Annotated in this window: 21 protein-coding genes; 6 read left to right on the plus strand and 15 right to left on the minus strand. The window is 53.2% G+C overall.

What is annotated here, in order from left to right:
- Positions 1–5: 5 nt before the first annotated feature.
- The 5 genes from thiL to nrdR form a co-directional block, all read right to left on the minus strand.
- Entirely contained in the window at positions 6–992 is a 987-nt protein-coding gene (thiL, locus tag M2403_RS04820) for a thiamine-phosphate kinase (protein WP_259228619.1), read from the minus strand.
- Positions 993–1,158: 166 nt separating this feature from the next.
- On the minus strand, positions 1,159–1,572 hold the full coding sequence (gene nusB, locus M2403_RS04825) for a transcription antitermination factor NusB (RefSeq protein ID WP_101075473.1): 414 nt from the start codon (positions 1,570–1,572) through the stop codon (positions 1,159–1,161).
- Positions 1,573–1,592: 20 nt separating this feature from the next.
- Positions 1,593–2,063, minus strand: a complete 471-nt coding sequence (ribE, locus tag M2403_RS04830) for a 6,7-dimethyl-8-ribityllumazine synthase (RefSeq protein WP_101075472.1) — start codon at positions 2,061–2,063, stop codon at positions 1,593–1,595.
- A 138-nt stretch (positions 2,064–2,201) separates the two neighbouring features.
- On the minus strand, positions 2,202–3,350 hold the full coding sequence (gene ribD, locus M2403_RS04835; protein ID WP_259228620.1) for a bifunctional diaminohydroxyphosphoribosylaminopyrimidine deaminase/5-amino-6-(5-phosphoribosylamino)uracil reductase RibD: 1,149 nt from the start codon (positions 3,348–3,350) through the stop codon (positions 2,202–2,204).
- A gap of 9 nt (positions 3,351–3,359) precedes the next feature.
- Positions 3,360–3,809, minus strand: coding sequence for a transcriptional regulator NrdR (nrdR, locus tag M2403_RS04840; RefSeq protein ID WP_104923087.1), 450 nt, complete (start codon positions 3,807–3,809; stop codon positions 3,360–3,362).
- A 161-nt stretch (positions 3,810–3,970) separates the two neighbouring features.
- On the opposite strand from nrdR, the gene M2403_RS04845 reads away from it, so the two are divergent.
- Positions 3,971–4,546 carry a DUF3251 domain-containing protein gene (locus tag M2403_RS04845; protein WP_165059288.1) on the plus strand — a complete coding sequence of 192 codons (576 nt, stop codon included), beginning with the start codon at positions 3,971–3,973 and terminating at the stop codon, positions 4,544–4,546.
- An 80-nt stretch (positions 4,547–4,626) separates the two neighbouring features.
- Here M2403_RS04845 and secF read toward each other — a convergent pair whose 3' ends face one another.
- The 5 genes from secF to queA form a co-directional block, all read right to left on the minus strand.
- Complete coding sequence (gene secF / locus M2403_RS04850; protein ID WP_165059286.1) at positions 4,627–5,598, minus strand: protein translocase subunit SecF; 972 nt, start codon at positions 5,596–5,598, stop codon at positions 4,627–4,629.
- A gap of 10 nt (positions 5,599–5,608) precedes the next feature.
- Entirely contained in the window at positions 5,609–7,456 is a 1,848-nt protein-coding gene (gene secD / locus M2403_RS04855) for a protein translocase subunit SecD (RefSeq protein WP_152327856.1), read from the minus strand.
- A gap of 27 nt (positions 7,457–7,483) precedes the next feature.
- Positions 7,484–7,816, minus strand: a complete 333-nt coding sequence (gene yajC / locus M2403_RS04860; RefSeq protein WP_013576670.1) for a preprotein translocase subunit YajC — start codon at positions 7,814–7,816, stop codon at positions 7,484–7,486.
- A gap of 163 nt (positions 7,817–7,979) precedes the next feature.
- Complete coding sequence (tgt, locus tag M2403_RS04865; RefSeq protein ID WP_152327855.1) at positions 7,980–9,104, minus strand: tRNA guanosine(34) transglycosylase Tgt; 1,125 nt, start codon at positions 9,102–9,104, stop codon at positions 7,980–7,982.
- A gap of 114 nt (positions 9,105–9,218) precedes the next feature.
- Positions 9,219–10,289 (minus strand): tRNA preQ1(34) S-adenosylmethionine ribosyltransferase-isomerase QueA, encoded by a 1,071-nt coding sequence (gene queA, locus M2403_RS04870; RefSeq protein ID WP_152327854.1) that lies wholly within the window; start codon positions 10,287–10,289, stop codon positions 9,219–9,221.
- Positions 10,290–10,424: 135 nt separating this feature from the next.
- Between queA and M2403_RS04875 the strand changes: the two genes are divergently transcribed.
- The 3 genes from M2403_RS04875 to ggt all read left to right on the plus strand — a co-directional run bounded on the left by M2403_RS04875 (position 10,425) and on the right by ggt (position 13,849).
- Positions 10,425–11,006, plus strand: a complete 582-nt coding sequence (locus M2403_RS04875) for an ACP phosphodiesterase (RefSeq protein WP_152327853.1) — start codon at positions 10,425–10,427, stop codon at positions 11,004–11,006.
- Between the two features lie 221 nt (positions 11,007–11,227).
- Positions 11,228–11,830: a peroxiredoxin C gene (locus M2403_RS04880; RefSeq protein ID WP_013576674.1), complete on the plus strand. Its 603-nt coding sequence runs from the start codon at positions 11,228–11,230 to the stop codon at positions 11,828–11,830.
- A 267-nt stretch (positions 11,831–12,097) separates the two neighbouring features.
- A complete protein-coding gene (ggt, locus tag M2403_RS04885; RefSeq protein WP_152327852.1) occupies positions 12,098–13,849 on the plus strand; it encodes a gamma-glutamyltransferase in 1,752 nt (583 codons plus the stop codon).
- A gap of 79 nt (positions 13,850–13,928) precedes the next feature.
- Here the strand turns inward: ggt and proY are convergent, their stop codons facing one another.
- The 5 genes from proY to phoB all read right to left on the minus strand — a co-directional run bounded on the left by proY (position 13,929) and on the right by phoB (position 20,674).
- Positions 13,929–15,359 carry a proline-specific permease ProY gene (gene proY, locus M2403_RS04890; protein WP_165059282.1) on the minus strand — a complete coding sequence of 477 codons (1,431 nt, stop codon included), beginning with the start codon at positions 15,357–15,359 and terminating at the stop codon, positions 13,929–13,931.
- Positions 15,360–15,515: 156 nt separating this feature from the next.
- Entirely contained in the window at positions 15,516–16,835 is a 1,320-nt protein-coding gene (brnQ, locus tag M2403_RS04895; protein ID WP_165059281.1) for a branched-chain amino acid transport system II carrier protein, read from the minus strand.
- 446 nt (positions 16,836–17,281) lie between these two features.
- The gene (locus tag M2403_RS04900; protein WP_152327849.1) at positions 17,282–18,385 is read right to left on the minus strand and encodes a cobalamin-independent methionine synthase II family protein; all 1,104 of its coding nucleotides are present in this window, start codon (positions 18,383–18,385) and stop codon (positions 17,282–17,284) included.
- Between the two features lie 256 nt (positions 18,386–18,641).
- Complete coding sequence (phoR, locus tag M2403_RS04905) at positions 18,642–19,961, minus strand: phosphate regulon sensor histidine kinase PhoR (RefSeq protein WP_152327848.1); 1,320 nt, start codon at positions 19,959–19,961, stop codon at positions 18,642–18,644.
- A gap of 23 nt (positions 19,962–19,984) precedes the next feature.
- A complete protein-coding gene (phoB, locus tag M2403_RS04910; protein WP_013576682.1) occupies positions 19,985–20,674 on the minus strand; it encodes a phosphate response regulator transcription factor PhoB in 690 nt (229 codons plus the stop codon).
- 227 nt (positions 20,675–20,901) lie between these two features.
- Between phoB and sbcD the strand changes: the two genes are divergently transcribed.
- Both sbcD and sbcC read left to right on the plus strand, forming a co-directional pair.
- Positions 20,902–22,140: an exonuclease subunit SbcD gene (sbcD, locus tag M2403_RS04915; RefSeq protein WP_259228621.1), complete on the plus strand. Its 1,239-nt coding sequence runs from the start codon at positions 20,902–20,904 to the stop codon at positions 22,138–22,140.
- Complete coding sequence (gene sbcC / locus M2403_RS04920; protein WP_259228622.1) at positions 22,137–25,394, plus strand: exonuclease subunit SbcC; 3,258 nt, start codon at positions 22,137–22,139, stop codon at positions 25,392–25,394. The genes sbcD and sbcC overlap by 4 nt, the downstream gene beginning before the upstream one ends.
- The last annotated feature ends 1 nt before the right edge of the window (position 25,395 follow it).

The raw sequence follows: 25,395 nt of genomic DNA on the forward strand, positions 1-25,395 counted from the left end.
TATATTCACAACAACTCCCTACCGGCAAAATGATCGAACCCCTGCCATTCAAGTTCAACGGCAGCCCCGGAACGCATAAATTTGAGGCCTTCGGAATGCGGAGCAATTTGCCCGACACAGGTAAAATCAACGCCCAGATGGCTGAGCGCAACATCCAGCGCGCCACGGTTGATTTCCGGTACGGTAAAGCACAGCTCGTAATCTTCGCCGCCCGTCAGCGCCCATTTCAGCGCCTGTTCATGGTCAGCAACCGACTTCATGGCATCGGAGAACGGGATCGCATCGAGATCCAGACGCGCGCCACATTCGCTGGCATTCAGTATATGTTTAAGATCAGAAATCAGCCCGTCGGACAGGTCGATCGCTGAGGTCGCTAAATCGCGCAATCCCTGCCCGTGCAAAACGCGGGGTGACGGACGCAGATGGCGTTTCAGCAGGAAATCGCGGGTTGGAATATCAGTGACATTCAGCTCCTGGAGAAGGATTGCCAGACCCGCCGCGCTGTCGCCCAGCGTGCCGGTGACGAAAATCCAGTCTCCGACACCAGCGCCACCGCGTGTTAATGCGCGACCAGCGGGCACTAACCCCTGAATAGTCAGGGTCATGCTCAGCGGACCGCGGGTGGTATCACCGCCAATCAGCTGCATACCGTAATAATTGAGCTGGTCGAAGAGGCTGTCACTGAATGCCTGCAACCAGTCAGGGTTCACTTCAGGAAGCGTCAGCGCCAGAGAAACCCAGGCAGGATCGGCGCCCATAGCAGCCAGATCGCTGAGGTTAACGGCCAGCGCTTTGTAGCCAAGATCAGCCGGTGAAATCGTTTTGAGAAAATGGATGCCTTCGACCAGAGTATCGGTACTGACTGCTAAAAGTTGCTTCTCGCCCACCGTCAGCAAGGCACAATCATCACCAATGCCTAACTGAACATCCTGTCGGGCGGTTCTGAACCTGTTGAAGTAGCGAGTGATTACATCAAATTCGCCGCATGCCATAGTACAATTCCAAATCGTTAGAATGACTTAAGGCCGGAAGCCCGGCCTTAAAAAGGGGTGTCACACAGAGGATAAGCGAGGTGACATCACCAGATTATCAACAGACTCAGTATTGCACCGAAAATGACTGTCGCCATTTATGAATGCCACTGACCCTGGCTGACGATCATTTTTTACGAATGTGCGGGCCCGCTTTATCCAGCACACCATTGACAAACTTATGACTGTCTTCAGCACCGAAGGTTTTAGCCAGTTCGATAGCTTCGTTGATCGCCACTTTGTAAGGGACGTCCTGGCGTTTGCTCAGCTCAAACAGAGCCAGACGCAAAATCGCTCTTTCCACCTGGCCCAATTCGTCCAACTGGCGGGACAGGTATGGCGCCATCAATGCATCGAGTTTCTCTGCACTGTTTGCCACACCAGACAGCAGTTCGCGGAAATAGGCAATGTCTACGTCTTTGACATCCTGCTCGGTCAGGAATTCTAATTCAACATCGGCGATGTCATTTTTCGACAACTGCCAGGAGTAAAGCGCCTGGACGGCACATTCACGGGCGCGGCGACGAGCAGCAGGTTTCACGGATTTCCCCTTAACTAGATTCAGGCCTTAATAGCCTTGATAACATTAATCATTTCAAGCGCGGTCAGTGCAGCTTCTGCACCTTTGTTACCGGCTTTTGTCCCTGCGCGTTCGATGGCTTGTTCGATGCTTTCTGTCGTCAACACACCAAAGGCAACCGGGATTTCGCTGTTCATTGCAACGCTGGACAGGCCAGAGCTGCATTCGCCCGCTACGAATTCAAAATGGGCAGTGCCCCCGCGGATCACAGTTCCGAGCGCAACAACGGCGTCGTACTTACCGCTTTCAGCCAGTGCACGGGTTGCCAGAGGCAATTCGTATGCGCCAGGGACCCAGACTACGGTGATGTTGTCATCGCTGACCTGACCGATACGTTTCAACGCATCAACAGCACCTGACAGCAGGCTGTCGTTGATGAAATTATTAAAACGAGCAATCGCGATCGCTACGCGCGCGTTCGGCGTGGCTACAGCACCTTCGATAACGTTCATAGTTTTCCTTAAAGTGGGTTCAGGAGTTTCTAACCCCCGCCGCAGGGGGGCGGATTCTATCATAAAATTACCCTGTCTGGACATGCGCTTTTCAAACCCATTCAGACAGAGAGGCGTAAAATTCTCAGTACGTGTTGTTTAGTACACTGGTTTCAGGCGCAAACGTAAATCCGGGCCAATTTGCCTGACATCGCTGAAAGCAAATTCAGGGGCATCGGCCAGGTACGTTAAGCCGGGCAGTTCACACAGCGCCAGGCCATTATTACCTAATAGTTTCGGTGCCATATAAACGATTAATTCATCCACCAGACCTGCCTGTAATAAGGCACCCGCCAGTTGCGGCCCCGCTTCTACCCAGATGGAATTTATCTGGCGTTTTGCCAGTTGCATCATCAGCAGAACCAGATCTATACGATTATCGCGTCCGGCCACACGCCATTGTTCGACGGATTCAGGCCAGATTTGCGTATCAGTGTCCAGACGCGCCAGCAACACGTCGCCGGGTAAATTCACCAGCTGATGCTCTAGCGTGACGCGGTTCTGACTGTCGAGAATAATGCGCAGCGGCTGACGCAGATTTTCCTGCGGATAAACCGCCTGCACATCGCTGCCCAGTTCGCTCCAGCGAACATTCAGCGAAGGATTATCGGCCAGGACGGTGGCACTGGTGCTCAGAATCGCCGAGCTTTCAGCACGAAAACGCTGAACATCCGCACGGGCTGCCGGGGAAGTTATCCACTGACTTTCTCCGGAGGCCATCGCGGTTCTGCCATCCACCGACGCGCCCATTTTGAGCTGCACGTAAGGAAAACCGGTACGCATACGTTTGAGGAAACCGAGATTCACGGCTTCCGCCTGGGAATGCATCAGCCCGTGGCTGACGTCAATGCCGTTCTGTTTGAGGCGATACAAACCGCGCCCGGCAACTTCCGGATTGGGATCCTGCATCGCGGCGACTACGCGGGTCACACCGGCAGCCAGCAGGGCATCGGCACAAGGCGGCGTACGCCCGTGATGGCTGCACGGCTCGAGCGTGACATACGCGGTCGCGCCCCGGGCTTTCTCACCGGCCATGCGTAATGCATGAACTTCCGCATGCGGTTCACCGGCACGCAAATGATAGCCTTCACCGACGATTTCGCCATTAAGGACGATCACGCAGCCGACGTTCGGATTGGGTGTGGTGGTGAAACGTCCGCGACGCGCCAGCTCAAAAGCACGCGCCATAAAGCGTTCATCACGGTGTAATTCGTCAGACGATGTTCCGGCAGGCTGTTCGGGGAGCATTAACGTTCCTTAGTCCTGAAGACGGGCAATCTCTTCGCCAAATTCACGGATATCTTCAAAGCTGCGATAAACCGATGCGAAGCGGATGTAGGCGACTTTATCCAGCCCTTTCAGGGCATCCATCACCAGATTACCAATCATTTTGGCAGGAATTTCACGTTCACCGGTAGCCCGTAACTGCGATTTAATGTGGCTGATGGCCGTTTCGACGTCGTCGGAGCTGACTGGTCTTTTTTCCAGCGCTTTCAGAAAGCCGCTGCGAAGCTTGTCTTCGTTGAAAGGTTCGCGAACTTCATTGCTTTTAATGACGCGCGGCATCACCAGTTCCGCCACTTCAAAAGTCGTGAAGCGTTCATGGCAGTCCAGACACTGGCGGCGTCGGCGGACCTGAGATCCATCACCTACCAGGCGGGAATCGATGACTTTAGTATCAACAGCGGCACAAAATGGGCAATGCATAGCACTTCCTGACAGCGAGCATAATTGGACACCAGTTTACCCCGAAGTGTGCCGACAACAAAGGCTGTCGCTACTTTCATAGACATCAGGTTAAACTTACTCATCTTATATTGGTGCCCGGAACGAATGTTTCAACGGGCAGATGAAAGGAAGTCTCTGATATGACAAAACCTCCCCGCCTCTTACTGGCCTTTGCCGCATTGTTCAGCCTTGCGGGCTGCGCACAGCAAGATCCCAAGTTACCGGAACTGAAAGCCGAAGTAGGCCAACTGAACCAAAAACTCTCCCGCCTGACCGATCTGGCGACAGCGCTGGAACAGCAAACTACGCTGAACCGCCAGTCCACTAACGGGGTCTATTTGCTTCCTGCGGCGAAAAGCGCTGCACTGGTGAAGAGTGAAATTGGCGAACTGAGCCTTGCACTGACCCGCGTTGCCCCGGATGCCAGCGGTGTTCAGGCCGTATTAGAGATTAAAAATAATGCCGGCCAGCCGCTGCCTGCATTTACCGCCACACTGAACTGGGGCCAGTTGGATCCAGTGACAGGCAAGCCGCTGACTGTAGATATGCAAACGCAGACCATCACGGTTGAACCGGATTTATTACCGGGTCCGGTGAAAACGATAGAGGTGAAATTCGATCAGGTGACCGTTGAAACGCTGGGCTTTGTTCATCTGCATAATATTGTCGCCACGCAGAAACCCGCTCAGGCCGCAGAACCGGTTCCGGCGAAGTAAAAATTGGGCTTTCAGTTTTAGGAATCAGACATAAAAAAACCCCGCATTGCGGGGTTTTTACTTTCTACGCTACCGGCAGATTACGGCAGAATCGAAGGCTGATCTGCACCTTCTTTTTCCACTTTCTGCTGCAACATATGTTCACGCTTCATGCCCAGTTTCAGAGCCAGCGCGGACGCAACGTAGATTGATGAAGCCGTACCGATTGAAACACCAATCAACATGGTCAGTGAGAAACCACTGAGCAATGCACCGCCAAACAGATACAACATCAGGATCACGACTAACGTGGTACCGGATGTGATTAATGTACGGTGCAGCGTCTGGGTCAGCGACACGTTAAAGATTTCGTAAGGTGTCCCGCGACGGATCTTGCGGAAGTTCTCACGAATACGGTCCGATACCACGATGCTGTCGTTAAGTGAGTAACCAATAACCGACATCAGTGAAGCGACGATGGTCAAGTCAACTTCGATATGGAACAACGAGAGTACACCCATGGTGATCACAACGTCGTGAGCAAGCGCGATAACAACACCTGCGGCAAGACGCCACTCGAAGCGGAAACCGACGTAAATCAGGATAGCGATCAGCGCCACTAACAGCGCCATAGCACCATTCTGCGCCAGATCGGCCCCTACGCTCGGCCCGACGAACTCGATACGTTTCACCTGAGCATTCTGGCTGGTCGTTTCGTTAATCACGCTAAGAACTTTGGTACCCAGAACCTGGCCGCCGGTTTCACCCTGAGTCGGTGGCATGCGTACCATGATGTCACGGCTGCTACCAAAGTTCTGTACCAGCGGATCGGCAAAGCCTGATTTCTCAAGCGCTGCGCGCATCACGTCCAAATCCGCAGGTTTCTCCAGCGAGATTTCAATGACCGTACCGCCGGTGAAATCCAGACCCCAGTTGAAACCTTTCACACCGATAATGGCGATAGAAAGGATCAAAAGGAAACCAGAGATACCGAAAGCCCAGTAATCCCATCGCATAAAGTCATAGACTTTACGACCATGGTTTAATTGTTCAACAGTATATTCCTGTGCCACAACGCACTCCTCAGATAGACAGCTTTTTGATGCGCTTGCCGCCGTACAACAGGTTTACGATGGCACGGGTACCGATGATTGCGGTAAACATTGACGTCGCTACACCAATACCGGTTGTAATCGCAAAGCCTTTAATTGCCCCGGTGCCGACGGCATACAGGATGATAACCTTGATGAGCGTCGTAACGTTGGCATCAAAGATGGAGCTGAACGCGCCTTTGTAACCTTCTTCGATAGCCTGCTGTACTGAACGTCCGTTACTAAGCTCTTCCTTAATACGTTCGTTAATCAGTACGTTGGCATCAACCGCTACGGCAAGGGTTAATACGATACCCGCAATCCCCGGCATGGTCAGTGTTGCACCCGGTATCAGGGACATGATCCCCACAATAAGCACCAGGTTAGCAATCAGCGCAGTGGTCGCAATCAGGCCAAACTTCTTATAGAAGAACAGCATGAAGATAATTGAAACCACAAGTCCTGCCAGACAGGCTTCCAGACCTTGCTTGATATTTTCCATACCCAGGGTCGGGCCGATGGTACGTTCTTCAACGATCTGAATTGGCGCAATCAACGCACCGGCGCGCAGCAGCAGAGAAAGCTGGCGGGCTTCATTCGGATCGTTCACACCGGTAATACGGAAGCTGTTACCCAGACGTGACTGAATCGTCGCGACGTTAATCACTTCTTCCTGTTTCGCCAGAATCGAACGGCCATTGGCATCTTTCTTACCGCTGTCTTTGTACTCCACGAACAAGGTTGCCATCGGTTTGCCAATGTTATCCTTGGTGAAGTTAGACATGGCGTTACCGCCAGCGCTGTCGAGAGAAATGTTAACCTGTGGCTGATTGTATTCATCCATGCTGGATGTGGAGTCAGTGATATGGTCACCGGTCAGAATCACACGTTTGTACAGGACAACCGGGCGACCATCACGGGTATTTTTCACTTCGCTGTCACCCGGAACACGGCCTGTTGCCGCTGCAGAGGCGTCCACATTGGTGTTAACCAGACGGAATTCCAGCGTTGCCGTTGCGCCTAAGATTTCTTTAGCGCGGGCAGTATCCTGAATACCTGGCAACTCAACCACAATACGGTCTGCGCCCTGACGCTGTACCAGCGGCTCGGCCACACCCAATTGGTTTACACGGTTACGCAGGATAGTGATGTTTTGCTGAACCGCATACTCGCGCGCCTCATTCAGACGGGCATCCGTCATCACCACATTAACAGCAGTATCGCCGCTGTTGGTGATGACTAAATCGCGGTGACGTGGGGTCAGATAGCTGACGGCCGCATCGCGGGTCGCAGCATCACGGAAACGCACCTCAACGCCATAGTTGTCGAGCTTACGCACCGTGGCATAAGGGATATTCTTGTCGCGCAAATCGCTGCGCATGTTGTCCATCGTTTGTTCTTGCAGCTTGCTTAACGCGGTATCCATATCCACTTCCATCAGGAAGTGAACACCACCACGCAAGTCGAGGCCCAGCTTCATCGGCTCAGCACCCAGCATGCTCAACCAGCGCGGCGTTGCCGGAGCCAGGTTAAGTGCAATCACAAATTTGTCGCCCAGAACGCCGTTCAGCACTTCACGAGCGCGAAGCTGAACATCCGTATCTTTAAAACGGGCAAGAATAGCGCCATTCTCCAGAGCAATAGATTTGCTCTGAATGTTATTTTGATCTAAAGCGTTACGGACTTGGTCCAGCGTTACTGCACTGGCGTCGGAACCCCGAGCACCAGTGATTTGAACAGCCGGATCCTCACCATAAAGGTTGGGAAGTGCATAAAGCAGCCCGACGATGATCACAACGACCAGCATCAGATACTTCCACGCAGGATAACGGTTTAACACGGCAGTTCCCTTCGGGAAAATCGAAAATTAGATAGACTTCATCGTGCCTTTTGGCAGAACTGCTGCCACGAAGTCACGCTTGATCATCACTTCGTTAGTGTCGTTCAGTGCGATAACCACATAGCCAGTTTCGGCTACTTTCGTTACGCGACCGATCAAACCACCCGTGGTCATGACTTCGTCACCTTTACCGATGGAATCCATCAGTTTTTTGTGTTCTTTAGAACGCTTTTGCTGCGGGCGCAGGATCATGAAATAGAAAATCAGACCAAATACCACCAGCATAATAACCAGAGAGTAAGGACTTCCCTGTGATGGTGCGCCAGTCGCTGCGACAGCATCGGAAATGAAAAGACTCATTTAAATTCCCTCATTGTTGTTGTGAAGCAAAATTGTTTTAGAAAATAACAGTGATCCAAGCCGGAGTCTGGCGATGAAACGTCTCGCACAATACCCCATAATGCCGGTTCAACAAATGATAAAATCGGCACCACCTTGTGGAGATGCCGACACGGCAAAGAAATCAGAAGTTTAAAGGCGGAACTGGCTTGCCTTTGCGCTCGTAGAAGTCTGTCACAAACTGCTCTAATTTACCTTCTTCGATAGCCTGGCGTAAACCGGCCATCAGACGCTGGTAATAGCGCAGGTTATGGATGGTATTCAACCGCGCACCGAGAATTTCGTTGCAACGGTCGAGATGATGCAAGTAGGCGCGGCTATAATTGCGACATGTGTAACAATCACAGTGTTCGTCGAGCGTCGAGGTGTCATCTTTATGCTTGGCGTTACGGATTTTTACGATACCGTCGGTGACAAACAGGTGGCCGTTACGCGCATTACGCGTTGGCATGACGCAGTCAAACATATCGATACCGCGACGTACGCCTTCAACCAAATCTTCCGGTTTACCCACGCCCATCAGATAACGTGGTTTGTCTTCCGGGATTTGCGGGCAAACGTGCTCAAGGATACGGTGCATGTCTTCTTTCGGCTCGCCTACTGCCAAACCGCCCACAGCGTAACCATCAAAGCCGATATCTACCAGCCCTTTTAATGATACATCTCGTAAATCTTCGTAAACGCTTCCCTGAATAATCCCGAACAAAGCATTCTTATTATTCAACTCGTTGAAGCGATCGCGGCTACGTTTTGCCCAGCGTAAAGACATTTCCATCGAACGTTTTGCGTAATCCCAGTCAGCAGGATATGGCGTACATTCATCGAAGATCATCACAATGTCAGAACCCAGATCGTTTTGGATCTCCATGGATTTTTCCGGGCTCAGGAACACCGGATCACCGTTGATCGGATTGCGGAAATGCACACCTTCTTCTTTAATCTTACGCATCGCGCCCAGGCTGAAAACCTGGAAGCCGCCGGAGTCGGTGAGGATCGGGCCATGCCAGTTCATGAAATCATGCAGATCGCCGTGCAGTTTCATGATCTCCTGCCCCGGACGCAGCCACAGGTGGAACGTGTTGCCCAGTAAAATCTGTGCGCCGGTTTCTTTGACTTCTTCCGGAGTCATGCCTTTTACGGTGCCGTAAGTGCCCACAGGCATAAATGCCGGAGTTTCAACCACGCCACGTTCAAAGACCAGACGTCCGCGACGCGCACGGCCATCGGTAGTGCTTAATTCGTATTTCACATTGCCTCCAGCATCAGAGAAACAGTCTGATGAGGTTAAGTCCGTGGCATGACGCCCGGAAAAGAAAGCCTGAATACACCGAGTGCGTCCAGGCCGTTAACTGCTGATTCAGGTTTACTGACCCACCACTTCCTGCGGCGCCAGTGGGTTACGGTTGATGAACATCGCATCGCCATAACTGAAGAAACGGTACTGCTCTGCCACCGCCTGGTGGTAGGCATTCATGGTATTTTTGTATCCGGCAAACGCCGACACCAGCATGATCAGCGTGGATTCAGGCAGATGGAAATTGGTAATCAGGCAATCAATCACCTGATAATGGTATCCCGGATAAATGAAGATTTTAGTATCGCCGAAGAATGGCGCGATCAGCGCGCTTTCACTGGCTTTCGCCGCGCTTTCCAGAGAACGAACTGACGTAGTGCCCACAGCCACCACTTTATTGCCGCGCGCTTTACACGCCAGAACCGCATCGACTACTTCCTGAGGCACTTCGGCGTACTCAGCGTGCATGATGTGGTCTTCAATGGTGTCAACGCGCACCGGCTGGAAAGTCCCCGCGCCGACGTGCAGCGTGACAAACGCCAGCTCAACGCCTTTTTCTTTCAGCGCATCCAGCAGCGGCTGGTCAAAGTGCAGACCGGCGGTCGGTGCGGCAACGGCGCCCGGGCGTTCGCTGTAAACCGTCTGATACAGCTCGCGGTCAGCATCTTCATCCGGACGATCAATATAAGGCGGCAACGGCATATGGCCGATTTCATTGAGCAGCGTAAAGACATCGCGGTCTTCATTAAATTGCAGCTCAAACAGGGTGTCGTGACGCGCCACCATCGTGGCTTTAATATCTTCGTTATCACCCAGCAGCAGTTCAGCGCCCGGCTTTGGCGATTTCGACGCGCGAACGTGCGCCAGAACGCGGTGCGAATCGAGCACGCGCTCAACCAGCACTTCAATTTTACCACCGCTGACTTTACGGCCAAAAACGCGGGCCGGGATCACGCGGGTATTATTGAAGACCAGCAGATCGCCGGGCAGGATTTTATCGAGAATATCGGTGAACACGCCGTGCGTTAACTCACCGCTCGGCCCGTCAAGAGACAACAAACGACAGCCGCTGCGCTGGGTCTGCGGATAGCGGGCAATCAGGGATTCCGGGAGTTCAAAAGAAAAATCGGCAACACGCATGGCTTTTCACTTCACTTTAACGACAAAAACAGGCGGCTTAGTCTAGTGGGACGGGGCATCCCCTGCAAGCTTATGAACGAAGAAAGGCACCCGCTGCCCTGTCAGGGATCAACTTTCCTGCGTTATACTCGCCCGATGAATTTTTTAGCGCACCTCCATCTGGCCTCTCTGGCCGACAGTTCCCTGCTGGGCAATCTGCTGGCGGATTTTGTTCGGGGTAATCCTGACGGGCAATACAGCCCGGAAATTGTCAGTGGGATCCGCATGCATCGTCGCGTCGATGTCATGACGGATTCCCTGCCCGAAGTGAAAATTGCCCGCAGCTATTTTCGGGATGATTTCCGCCGCGTCTCGCCGATTACGCTCGACGTGGTGTGGGATCACTTCCTGTCGCGCCACTGGAATTCCCTGCATCCGCAACAGCCGCTGGAAGATTTTATCGCCGCCTGTCAGCAGGAAATCGAGCCGCAGCTTCCGGGCATGCCGGAACGTTTTCAGAACCTGAATAACTTTATCTGGCCACAGCGCTGGCTGGAGCGTTATGCCGTTCTGCCGTTCATCGGCGAAGTCTTGCAGGGCATGGCGAACCGCCGCCCAAAACTCAGCGCACTGAGCGGCTCTTTCCACGATATAGAGCTCAATTACGACGCACTTGAGCAACTCTTCTGGCAATTTTATCCGGTCATGATGCAGCAGGCGAAAGACCGCGAACTCTGAATAACTCCATAAAGTTGTGAGTGACGGCACGATCCCCTGCAAAACAGCGGGTTGTTGTTAAAGAAGATTGAGACTTACGTCAAAGACTGATAGCCGAGTGCTATCTGATTGATTGGTCTGAAGGGGTTTATTCACCTGAGGGTTGCCCCTATACTGGCAGTCGTTTTGTTCACCCTTTCCACTCACCTACGACACCCTCAAGGGTCTTAAAGGAGTAATTTATGGTTCTGGTAACTCGCCCAGCCCCTGACTTTACCGCAGCAGCAGTACTTGGTAGCGGCGAAGTAGTTGAAAACTTCAACTTCAAAAAACACACAGCAGGCAAACCAACTGTTATCTTCTTCTGGCCAATGGACTTCACTTTTGTGTGTCCTTCTGAGCTGATCGCTTTCGATCACCGTTACGAAGAATTCCAGAATCGTGGCGTAGAAGTTGTTGGTGTTTCCTTCGACTCCGAGTTCGTTCACAACGCATGGCGTAACACGCCGGTTGAGAAAGGCGGTATCGGTCCTGTTAAATACGCAATGGTTGCTGATATCAAACGCGAAATTCAGAAAGCCTACGGTATCGAACATCCGGACGCTGGCGTTGCACTGCGCGGCTCTTTCCTGATTGACAAAGAAGGCGTTGTTCGTCACCAGGTAGTGAACGATCTGCCACTGGGCCGTAACATCGACGAAATGCTGCGTATGGTTGACGCACTGCAATTCCACGAAGAGCACGGCGAAGTGTGCCCGGCTCAGTGGGAAAAAGGCAAAAAAGGCATGGGCGCATCTCCGGATGGCGTGGCTAAATACCTGTCTGAAAACGCTTCAAACCTGTAATCCCTTCACGGATTTAACGGTTATCAACGGTCAGCTTAGCTGGCCGTTTTTTTTTGGCTGCCGTCCGGCACGATCACAATTTCCTCTTCCTGCTCCCCGTTATTCCTGTTTTGCGTCTACGCTGAAAACGTCCCGGTCGCGTCATTATGGCGTGCAGTTTGCATAGTTATTTGTCGAAATACTGCCGGATTAAAAAACAAAAAAGCGTTATCACACAATAACCTGAAGGTTATGACTCATAAGACAGGGTAATAAACAGGAGCCCCTATGTTACGGAAATCACTCATCGCGCTGGCTTTACTGACCAGCTTCCCGTTGTACGCCGCATCCGGTCCTGCGGTTGAAGCCAAAAATGGCATGGTTGTCACCTCGCAACATCTGGCGTCGCAGGTTGGCGTCGATATTCTCAAAATGGGCGGTAATGCCATTGATGCCGCCGTAGCAGTCGGTTATGCGCAGGCCGTCGTCAACCCGTGTTGTGGCAATATCGGCGGCGGTGGCTTCATGACGGTGCATCTTGCCAATGGTAAAGACACCTTTATTAACTTTCGCGAAACGGCACCAGCTGCCGCCAGCGCCAATATGTATCTCGACGCCGACGGTAACGTAAAAAAAGGCGCCAGCCTCTACGGCTATCTTGCCGCCGGTGTACCGGGTACGGTTTTAGGATTAGATACGGTGCAGAAGGAATACGGCAAACTGACCCGCCAGCAAGTCATGGCGCCGGCGATTAAACTGGCGCGCGAAGGTTTTGTGCTCACCCGTGGCGATACCGATATTCTCGATACCAAGGTCGACCGCTTCAAAGAAGATCCTGAAGCGGCGCGTATCTTCCTGCATAAAGACGGCAGCGCATTCCAGCCCGGCGATACACTGGTGCAAACCGATTTAGCCAATACGCTGGAATCTATATCAAAAAACGGGCCGGATGCTTTCTATAAAGGCAAAATCCCGGCAGCTGTCGAAGCGGCATCAAAAAAAGGGGGCGGCATCCTGACAGCGGCGGATTTCGCAAACTATAAAGTCACTGAAGACGCGCCGATCACTTGCAGCTATCGCGGCTATAAATTTGTGTCCGCCCCTCCTCCGAGTTCCGGCGGTGTGACGATGTGTGAAATTCTCAACATCGTCGAAGGTTATGACCTGAAAAGTATGGGCTTCAACTCGGCGGCTTCAATTCACGTCCTCACCGAAGCCATGCGCCATGCCTACATGGACCGCAATACCTATCTCGGCGATCCGGAATTTGTAAAAAACCCGATCGATCGTCTGGTCAGCAAAAGTTACGCGGAGGAAATCCGTAAGAAAATAGAAGCGGATAAAGCCACGCCTTCTACACAGGTTCAGCCCGGTATGGAACCCCACGAGAAACCGGAAACCACCCATTATTCTATCGTCGATAAAATGGGTAATGCGGTCTCCACCACTTACACTATCAATGGTCTGTTTGGTTCTGTGGTCATTGCACCGGGCACCGGTTTCTTCCTTAACGACGAAATGGATGATTTCACCACCAAAATTGGTGAGAAAAATCTGTTCGGTCTGGTGCAGGGGCCGAAAAATTCAATCGCCCCCGGTAAGCGCCCACTATCGTCAATGAGCCCGAGCCTGGTGACTAAGGACGGTAAAACCTTCATGGTTCTGGGTTCACCGGGCGGTTCACGCATCATCACCATTACCCTGCAGACGGCGCTGAATGTAATCGATCACGGAATGCCACCGCAGGAAGCCGTGAATGCGCCGCGTATTCACCATCAGTGGTTGCCGGATGAAGTCTATTACGAGCAGCGTGGCGTTTCTCAGGACAGCCTGAACATCCTGCAAAAGATGGGCTATAAAATGGTTGAACAAACACCGTGGGGCGCAGCAGAACTGATTATGGTGGGATTGCCGGGTGCTGCTGGCGTGACACCGGCCACTTCAGGTAACGACTCTGCAGTATCGGGTAAAGTGCGCGAAGGCTATCTGTACGGCGCGAATGATGTGCGCCGGCCGGCAGGTGCAGCAATAGGTTATTAATCTTCCTGCGTAGAAAAAAAACGCCCCCGCTATCTCGATGATATCGGGGGCGTTTCTTTACCGGAAGGTAAGTGCTTGCTTACGCTTTGTTGCTGAGCGCCAGTGCTGCTTTCTTACGGTCGTTACGCAATTTGAAGCGGTAACCGACCAGCAGCGCCACAACCCAAACCAGACCGACATACAGCGACACGCGGGTATCCGGGAAGTAACCAATCAGCCCGATAATAAACACCAGGAAAATGATCCCGAAGACCGAGGTATAAACGCCGCCGCGTAGCGGGAATTCCAGCTCTTTAATCTGCTGTTTGCTGAGCTTGCGACGGAAACCGATCTGGGAGAACAGGATCATAATCCACACCCAAACGGTCGCGAATGTCGCCAGAGACGCAATCACCAGGAATACGCTGGACGGCATGATGTAGTTCAGATAAACCGCCACCAGCAGCGCCGCCATCATCACCAGAACTGTGACCCACGGCGTGCCAAGACGCGAAACTTTGCTGAACATTTTAGGCGCCTGCCCCTGCTCTGCCATACCGTGCAGCATACGGCCCACGCCGAACACGTCACTGTTAATCGCAGAAAGAGACGCGGTGATCACCACGAAGTTCAGAATGGTTGCCGCCGCCGCAATCCCCATGTGCTGGAACGTCAGCACGAACGGGCTGCCCTGCGTCCCCACCTGATTCCATGGGAAAATCGACATAATCACAAACAGCGTACCCACGTAGAACACCAGAATACGCAGTGGAACGGAGTTGATGGCTTTCGGAATAGATTTCTTCGGGTCTTCCGCTTCACCGGCGGTAATACCGATGATCTCGATACCGCCATAGGCAAACATCACCAGTTGCAACGACAGGATCGTGCCCATGATGCCCTGGCTGAAGAAGCCGCCGTTCGTCCACAGATTGTGGATACCGGTCGCCTGCCCACCGTTGCCAATGCCCCAGAAGATAATACCGAAACCGGCAATGATCATGATGATGATGGTGAAAACTTTGAAGAAGGAGAACCAGAACTCCAGTTCACCAAACACCTTCACGCTCACCAGATTGATAGCGCCGATAATCAGCACCACACTCAGCACCCAGGTCCATTGTGGTACATCCGGGAACCACACGCCCATGTAAATACCGAACGCCGTAACATCGGCAATCGCGACAATCAGAATCTCAAAACAATACGTCCAGCCGGTGATGTAGCCGGCCATCGGCCCGAGATAATCCTGCGCGTAACGGGAGAACGACCCGCTCTGCGGATTATTAACGGACATCTCACCCAATGCACGCATGATGATAAATGCGATGATCCCGCCGACCAGATAGGCAAGCAGCACGCTTGGTCCGGCCATTTTGATGGCATCGGCAGATCCGTAAAATAACCCGGTACCGATGGCTGATCCCAGTGCCATAAAGCGAATATGGCGCGTTGTCAGGCCACGTTTTAGCTTCGTGCCTGGCGCTTCTTTTTGCTCTGTTGGTTGTTCAGCTTCTTGCTGCATGTGCATTAACCCGTATGTTTTTTAAATATCAAAAGTGCGTATTTTAAGAAATTAACTTTTTTACCTGCCAATGAAAAAGCCACGGAAGATTCTCCGTGGCCCGATTGGCGAAACATTCAGCAGACTAATTATATTTTATGCCGTTGAACATTCACCAAATGATCATTGGTGCGCAGTGACGCTACGCGGACCGCTGATTTTGTCATAAATACCGGCCAGCACCAGCATTAATAATGACGGTGGTAACCAGGCCAGACCTTGCGCCGCCAGCGGCAGGTTCGCAGTCCAGGCTGGCATCAGATCTGCAAAAGCAGAAGCTTTGATGCCGTCAACAATACCGAAGACCAGGCTGACAACCATCACAGGTGCGACGATACGCGTAGTGCTGTTCCACCAGCGCAGGGTAAAGCTCAGTACAACCAGCGCAATACACGGCGGATAAATCGCAGTCAGAACCGGTACGGAAATCTGAATCAGATGGCTCAGGCCCAGGTTGGACACCAGCATTGAGAACAGACCCAGAATGAAGACCAGCGTTTTATATGACAACGGCAGATACTGAGCGAAGAACTCAGCACAGGCGCAGGTCAGACCAACCGCGGTGACCATACAGGCGATGAAAATCAGCGCACCGAGGAAGAAACTACCCACGCTGCCAAAAGTATGTGCCACGTAAGCATGCAGGATCACCGCGCCGTTTGTTGCATTTGGCACCAGCGAGGCACTGTTTTCGCCCAGTTTGAACAGACTCAGATAGACCAGCATCAGGCCCAGACCGGCAATCAGCCCTGCCAGAACCGTATAACGGGTCAGCAGTTTGGCATCGGTCACGCCACGCGAACGTGCGGCGTTAACGATAACAATCCCGAAGACCAGCGCGCCCAGCGTATCCATCGTCAGATAGCCGTTAACAAAACCGCTGGAGAACGGCACCGTCTGGTAAGCGTCAACCGCAGGCATGGACTGACCGGCAGGCCATAGCAGTGCAGCGATACCCAGCGCGCCCAGCGCCACCATTTTCAGCGGTGCAAGGAAATGCCCGACGGTATCGAGCAGACGGCCCGGATACAGGGAGATACCAATCACCAGAGCGAAATAAATCACGCTGTAAATCAGCAGAGGCAGCGGGCCGTCACCGGTCATCGGTGCGATACCGACTTCAAAGGAAACCGTCGCCGTACGTGGTGTGGCAAACAGCGGGCCCACAGCCAGATAACAGACAGTCGCCAGAAGAATACCGGCACCACGACCAATAGGCGTACTCAGGGCGTCAACACCGCCACCGACGCGCGCAAGCGCAATCACGGTCATCACAGGAAGCCCTACCGCCGTGATCATAAACCCGGCAGCTGCCCACCAGACTTCATGACCGGCCTGCAAGCCTACCATCGGCGGGAAAATGATGTTTCCTGCCCCGACGAATAAGGCGAAGGTCATGAAACCCAGCGCCAGAATATCTTTATTTGTTAAACGAGTACTCATGATTGGTGTCGTGTTGCCTGTTCAAATGAATAAAGTGTCCGATGCTGTCGTCGTGCTACTCCGTCAGAAGGATGAATGGCGTTGTCATAGCCAGAGAACACCAATGTGAGGATCGGAGTGAGCTAAAAACGCCTGATGATATGCAGATGATTACGTTGTTATGCAGGGAGTATCGAGCGACAGCGGGGCTTAAGGTAAACGTTTATAGCGTAGAAAGGCAAGCCGTGATCGAAAAAGCAGAGTGTTCAACCAGATTAATACGGCAAAGCAGTAACAATCACTAAATACCTTCCAAAACACGCAATATGATATGTATGATTTTTGAACGAACAAAGCACAAGATATGCTCCGATAAGATTAAAAATGCGTGAAATCACCATCCACAGGTCATTTCACGCACAATATCCAGCATTTTTACGAGGGCAAAATTTAGCCGCTTTCCGGATTTACCAGACGCGGGCGGCGATATCCACCACCAGTTTAAGTTTTTCCCACTGCTGCGCTTCGGTCAGGCTATTGCCTTCTTCCGTAGACGCGAAGCCACACTGCGGGCTCAGGCAAATCTGGTTAATGTCCAGATATTCAGCCGCCTCTGCGATCCGTGCTTCCACGGTTTTCGCCAGCTCAAGTTCACCGGATTTGGTGGTGATCAGCCCCAGAACCGCCTGCTGATGACCTTTTTTGATGAAACGCAGTGGCTCAAAACCGCCTGAACGTTCATTGTCATATTCCAGGAAGAAGGCGTCGATATTCACACCGCCAAACAGAATCTCTGCCACCGGCTCATAGCCACCTTCAGAAATCCAGGTTGAACGGAAGTTACCGCGGCAAACATGCAGGCCAATCACCAGATCGTCAGGTTTACCGGCGATGGCTTTGTTGAGCACGTCAGCGTAAGTACGTGCTAACTCTTCCGGAGAGTCACCCCGTTCGCGGATTTGTTTCTTCTGATCTTCAGAACACAGATACGCCCAGACGGTATCGTCGAGTTGCAGATAACGACAGCCGGCATCGTAAAAAGCTTTGATCGCGTCCCGGTAAACCTGTGCCAGATCGTCAAAATAGTCTTTCAGATCAGGATAAACGTCTTTGCTGATAGCATTTCGGCCACCGCGAAAATGCATCACGCTCGGGCTGGGAATAGTCATTTTCGGCACAGCCGTTCCGCTGATACTTTTCAGGAAACGGAAATCTTCCAGCATCGGGTGCGAACCAAAACCGAGTTTGCTCACCACTTTGATACTGCGCGCTTTCGTCTGTACGCCGTTGAACTGGATCCCCTGAACCGCATCATAACCTTCCACCCCTTCCAGGCCTTCGAAGAAGTCAAAGTGCCACCACGCACGGCGGAACTCGCCATCCGTCACCACCTGCAGACCGGCTTCACGCTGCAAATCCACCACACGGCGGATTTCAGTGTCTTCCACCGCGCGCAGCTGTACTGCATTAATTTCACCGGCCTGAAACTGTTTGCGGGCTTCTTTGATCGCGGCCGGACGCAGGAAACTGCCAACGACGTCAGCGCGGAACGGAGGGGTAGTACGTTGCATGAAAACTCCTTATGGCATCACGCCCCTGGCGGAATGCGAATGATTTACAAAGTAAATAATTACGTTGCGTTATTTATAGACATCTGGATGTCTAAACGGCTTTAAGGCCATACTGTCATGCAGCCTCTTCACTCACAACAGAGGAATTTTCATGGGACGTGAAATAAATTCATGATCATCAGGCAGAATCGCGCCATAAATAGAAATGAAAAAGCCTGCTATCGGCTGATAACAGACTTTATGTAAATTGCTGAAATTAAGGTTTTACGGTGACCGGGGAGTCTGAACCCTGAGGAACAATCAATTTTGGTGCCAGCGTGAACATAAACCGCGTGCCGACGCCGACTTCGCTGAGAACTTCGAGTTTCGAATTATGGTGGCTGAGCGCATGTTTTACGATGGCGAGCCCCAGTCCGCTGCCGCCGGTCTGGCGTGAGCGCGCCTTATCCACACGGTAAAAACGTTCGGTCAGACGCGGTAAGTGCTGCGGCGCAATGCCCGGCCCGTTGTCACTTATCTGAAACTGCGCGCCATGTTGAATTTGCTGCCAGCTGACTTCAATCCGCGTGCCCGGCGGGGTGTGATTCACGGCGTTATACACCAGATTCGATACCGCACTGCGCAGCTGATCTTCATTGCCAAAGACTTTCAGCTTTTCGTTTACGCGAAACACCACTTCATGTTTCCCGCCGCTTAACGTCTGCACTTCCCGCTCAAGCATGCTGAGCATCACCGGAATATCGACCTTCTCGTGCATATCGATATTGGCGGATGCTTCGATTTTCGACAGGGTCAGAAGCTGCTTCACCAGCCCGTCCATACGCCTCGTCTGCTCCTGCATCGTATCCAGCGCTTTGGTGCGGAACGGCTCTTCCAGCTTGGCGTCTTCCATCATTTCCAGATACCCCTGCAACACAGTGAGCGGCGTGCGAAGTTCATGGCTGACGTTGGCAAAGAAGTTACGTCGCGCGCCTTCGAGCTGACGCATCTGCGTGACGTCACGCGCCACCATCAGAAGCTGCCCCTCGGAATACGGCATCACGCGAAACTCGACGTAATGTTCATTATTGAGTTGCAGATTCAGGGCACGGCTGAAGTCACGGGTCTGGATCCAGGTGCGGAATTCCGGATAACGCAGCAGGTTAAAAATATGCTGGCCGTTATCTTCCGGCCAGCGGAAACCGAGCAGATCCTGCGCCAGTCCGTTACACCAGAAGATATTGCCTTCTTCCGTCGCCAGAACCACCGCATCCGGCAGCGATTCGGCACCGCTGCGGAAACGTTTGATCAACTGACCTAATTCACGACGACGTCGCCGGTTACGCATCTGCATCTGGTTCAGCCCGTAAAACAGCGGTTCCCAGCTCCAGCGCCCGTTCGGCGGGGTGATGCTGCGGTCAAGCCACAGCCAGTGAGAGAGTTTAAGCTGATTGTAATAATTCCAGCCCAGCGCCGCGACCAGCGACGCAAAGAGGAGCCAGCCGAAATGGCCGACGAAAATTCCGAGGATCAGGGCTGGCAGACAAAAGAGAAAAAATTCGCCGGCCAGACGTTTCCATGACAAACGTTCTAACACACAGGTTCTCCGCTGTGGGGGACTCAATAACGCGTTGAGAAACGATATCCGGTACCACGAACAGTCTGGATCATTCTGTCATGTCCACTGGTTTCCAGCGCTTTACGCAAACGACGAATATGCACGTCTACCGTGCGATCTTCCACATAAACGTTAGTGCCCCACACGTTATTGAGCAACTGTTCTCTGCTGTAAACGCGTTCGGAATGGGTCATAAAGAAGTGTAACAACTTAAATTCGGTCGGCCCCATATCGAGCGCCTGCTCGTTGGCCATCACCCGGTGAGACGACGGATCCAGACTGAGCCCCTGCATGTCGATCACTTCTTCGACCGCCATTGGCGAAATCCGGCGCATCACCGCTTTAATACGGGCAACCAGTTCTTTTGGTGAAAACGGTTTAGTGATGTAATCATCGGCACCGACTTCCAGGCCGCGCACCCGATCTTCTTCTTCACCGCGAGCGGTCAGCATCATCACCGGAATTTCGCGGGTCAGTGCTTCACGTTTAAGGTGCTTAATAAACTGAATACCGGAACCGCCGGGTAGCATCCAGTCGAGCAGGATCAGTTCTGGGTAAGGTTCCACTAACTGGCCAATCGCTGAATCAAAATCTTCAGCTTCTACTGCCTGATATCCATTCTGTTCCAGTACAAAACACACCATTTCACGGATTGGAGCTTCGTCTTCAACCACCAATATACGTCTAGCCATCGTAGGTCCTGCCAATAGGTTAGCGATCTTTTATTTGATTGCGGGCGCCATTATGCGTCAGTTTTGTGACAGATTTATGAATGAAAATGATGGTTCATTTAAGGCAAATATGACAGATAAATTCCCGCCATCCTGCTGAAATTGGTCTGATTTATCGGGGACAGGTTCCCCCGCCGACGTTTATACTTTGCACCATTGTCGTCATACAGGGTTCACACGGGAGTCTCATGCGCCTGATCCACACCTCCGACTGGCACCTCGGCCAGTACTTTTTTACCAAAAGCCGCGCCGCTGAACATCAGGCATTTTTGCGCTGGCTGACCGGTCAGGTGCAGCAGCATCAGGTGGACGCCGTCATTGTCGCCGGGGACATCTTTGATACCGGTTCGCCGCCCAGTTACGCCCGCGAGTTGTACAACCGCTTCGTGGTGGAATTACAACAAACCGGCTGTCAGCTGGTGGTGCTGGCCGGGAATCACGATTCCGTCGCCACCCTCAATGAATCCCGCGAACTGCTTTCGTGCCTGAATACACGGGTGATCGCCACCGTAGGCGAAAATCTGGAGGAACAGGTTTTAGTGCTGAACACGCGTGAAGGCCAGCCCGGCGCGGTGTTGTGTGCCATTCCGTTTTTGCGTCCGCGCGATTTACTCGCCAGCCAGGCCGGACAGTCCGGCAGCGACAAACAGCTCGCGTTGCAGGAAGCCATTGCGGCGCATTATGACGCGCTATATCAGGCCGCACTGGCGAAGCGTCAGAAACTTGGTATGCCGTTGCCCATTATCGCTACCGGCCATCTGACCACCGTCGGCGTCAGCACGTCTGACTCCGTGCGCGACATCTATATAGGCACGCTCGACGCCTTCCCGGCCCAGGCATTTCCGCCGGTAGATTACGTGGCGCTCGGGCATATTCACCGCGCCCAGTGCGTCGCAAAAACCGAACATATCCGTTACAGCGGCTCGCCGATTGCCCTGAGTTTTGACGAACTGAGCAAAGCCAAAAGTGTGTACTTACTCGATTTCGACGGCGCTACGCTTAACGCCATCGACACGCTGGAAATCCCGGTTTTCCAGCCTATGCAGATCATCAAAGGTTCGCTGGCTGAAATCGAAAAACAGCTGGCGCAGTTTGCAGGCGGCGATATGCAAAAGCCGGTCTGGCTGGATATCGAAGTCGCCACGCAGGATTATCTCAGCGATATTCAGCGACGCATTCAGACGCTGACCGCAGATTTGCCGGTGGAAGTCGTTCTGCTGCGCCGCAGTAAAGAACAGCGCATCAGCAGCATCGAACAACAGGAAAAAGAAACGCTCAGCGAGCTGAGCGTCAGTGACGTGTTTGAACGACGTCTGGCGCTGGAACCGGATCCTGATGAGCCGCGTCAGGCGCGGATGCGCACGCTGTTTGCGCAGGTCGTTGAACAGATCACCAGCGGTCAGAATGCGGAGGACGGCGCACAATGAAAATTCTCAGCCTGCGATTAAAAAACCTGAACTCGCTGGAAGGCGAATGGAAAATTGATTTCACCGCTGAGCCGTTTGCCAGCAACGGTTTATTTGCCATCACCGGCCCGACCGGCGCGGGGAAAACCACCCTGCTCGACGCCATTTGTCTGGCGCTTTATCACCAGACACCGCGTCTGAACGTCACGCCGAGTCAGAATGAACTGATGACCCGCCACACCGCCGAATCGCTGGCGGAAGTCGAGTTTGAGGTCAAAGGCATTGGCTACCGCGCGTTCTGGAGCCAGCGCCGGGCCAAAAACTCGCCGGACGGCAATTTACAGGCGCCGAAAGTGGAACTGGCACTGCTGGCCGATGGAAAAATTCTGGCCGACAAAGTGCGCGATAAACTTGATGCCATCGCCGAGCTGACCGGGCTGGATTTTGGCCGTTTCACCAAATCAATGATGCTTTCACAAGGCCAGTTCGCCGCGTTCCTGAATGCCGATGCCAACGACCGCGCGGAATTGCTGGAAGAACTCACCGGCACCGAAATCTACGGGCGGCTTTCTGAGCGCGTGTTTGAACAACATAAAGAAGCCAAAAATCAGCTCGACGGTTTGTATCAGCGTATGGCAGGTATCGAGTTGCTCAGCGAAGAGCAGCGTCAGGCGTTCGAAACGGAACTGGCCGCGCTGAACGCGCAGGAAATTATCCTCAGCCAGCAGGCGCTTCAGCGCCAGCAGGATCTGAACTGGCTGCAACAATGGCAACAGGTGCAGCAAAAATATCAGCAATCTCAGCAGCAGCTGACGGCGGCAGAGCAGGAAAACCTCGCCGCAGCGCCGCAGTTGCAACAACTCGCGCGCAGTGAACCGGCTGAAAAGCTGCGTCCGCTGCTCAGCGACCGGTTGCGCTGTGAGAAAGAAACACAGGAGTTACAGCAAGCGCTCACGCAACTGGTTCAGCAACAGCAACAACAGGCCGCACAGATGACACCGCTGGCTTTGGCGCTGGAACAGGCGAAAACCGCTCGCCAGAAACAGGCCGGAGAGCAGCGCCAGCTACAGACGCTGATGGACGAAAAAGTTCTGCCGCTGGATAGCGAAATTGCCCGGTGGCACAAATCACTGACTGACACGCAGCAGGCCGTCAGTGAAGTACAGAAACAGGCCAGTGAGCATAACGCGACGCTGGCGAAAATCACCGAAGAACGGCAGAAACTGGAGGTACAGAGTCAGCAGCATCAGGCGAAACACACCACGCTGACCGCCGCGCTTGAGACTCAGCAACAGCGTCAGGTTGAACTGGAAAAACAGCAGCCGCTGACGGCGTTGCAGAAGCGGCAATCTGAACTGGCGCAACTGCGTCCGGTACGCCAGCAGCTGTTCTCACTCGCACAGATTTTCCCTCAGCTCGACTCACGTGTCCGTCAGCAGCATCAGGATTTTGCGCAGAATCAGACGGCAATCGCGGAAGAAGAAGAACGCCTTGGCAAAATCCGTCTGCAATGCCAGAAACAGCTCGAGCATCTGAATGATGTCAAAGCGCGGCTGAAAAGCGAGGAACTGATCGTCAGCCTGACGGCAGAACGCGCGAATCTGCAAAGCGGCCTACCCTGCCCGCTGTGCGGTTCCACCTCGCATCCGGCGATTGAAAGTTATCAGGAGATCAAACCGTCTGAAACCGCGCAGCGTGTTGAGAAAATGCAGCTGGAATTTGATGCAGCGAAAGCCAGCGGAATCGAGCTGGCCGCGAAAATTAAAAGCCTGAAAGAACACCAATTGCGCCTGCAAACGCAGCTTGAGCACGACCAGCAGCAACTGAACGCGCATCTCGAAAACTGGAAGAAAATCAGCGCTCCGCATGGTCTGACGTTCACCCTGAATGATGCGGCGGACATTCAGCAATGGCTGGCGTCATGCGATCAGGAAGAACAGCAAACGCAGGAAACCCTCCGCCAGCATGAACAGCTGGCCCGTGCGCTGCAACAGGCGAAAGATGCCCTCAGCGAAGCCGCCGGCGAACAACAAAAAGTCCAGCAGCAGAGTGCATTGCTGGCAGAGCGTTTTACGCTGACGCAGCAAAACCTGACGAAGTCTCTGGAACAGCTTGAACGCCTGCAAACCCAGTATGCGGATGGCGAGAAAACGCTGAAGGAACTGACGGCGCAGCGCACAGAACTCTTCGGCGCCCGTCAGGTTACGCAGGTTCGCGAGCACTTACATCAGCAACAACAAGCCGCCGAGAAAGCGGTCAGCGAAGCCGAGACTGCCCTTCACCGGGCGCAGGAACTTCGCGACAAACTGGCCGGTCAGCTCGCCAGCACGCAACTGCAACATCAGCAGGCCACGGCCCGTCTGCATCAGGCACAAACAGACTGGCAACAGGCGCTGGCCCACAGCGAGTTTGCGGATGAAGACGCAGTGAAACTCGCGATGCTCGACGACGCATTACGCCAGCAACTCCTTCAGCGTAAAGACCAGTTGCAGAAACAGCGGGTACAGGCTCAGGCGTTGTTAAGCGACGCGAAAGAGACACTGGAGAAACAGCGGCTCGCACGCCCGGCGCATGTGAGTGAATACGAAAGCGATCTCACGGCGCTGATGGCCGAGCAGGAGTCGCTGTCACAAAGCCTGAAAGCGCTGCAACAGCGCACCGGCGAAGTGAGTAATCAGCTTAAATTCGATAAGGAACGCAGCGGCAGCCAGCAGCAGTTAATCGCGCAGATTGCGCAGGCGCAGCTGACCTGTGATGACTGGGGATATCTCAATCAGATGATTGGCTCCAGCGATGGCGCGAAATTCCGTAAGTTCGCGCAGGGGCTGACGCTGGATCATCTGGTGTATCTGGCGAACCGCCAGCTGGAAAAACTGCATGGCCGTTATCTGTTGCAGCGTAAAACCAGCGACGCGCTGGAGTTGCAGGTTGTCGATACGTGGCAGGCAGACGCCGTGCGTGATACCCGCACGTTATCCGGCGGCGAGAGCTTCCTGGTCAGTCTGGCGCTGGCGCTGGCGTTGTCAGATCTGGTGAGCGATAAAACCCGCATCGATTCGCTGTTCCTCGACGAAGGTTTCGGTACGCTCGACGCCGACACGCTGGACACCGCGCTGGACGCCCTCGACAGCCTGAACGCCTCCGGTAAAACCATTGGCGTGATCAGCCACGTTGAAGCGATGAAAGACCGCATTCCGGTGCAAATCAAAGTGACCAAGGTGAACGGGCTGGGCGTCAGCCGCCTGAGCAGTGAATTTAAAGTCCCGTCGCAGTAAA

This window comes from Rahnella sp. BIGb0603 (genome assembly GCF_024808755.1).
Lineage (GTDB): Bacteria > Pseudomonadota > Gammaproteobacteria > Enterobacterales > Enterobacteriaceae > Rahnella > Rahnella contaminans.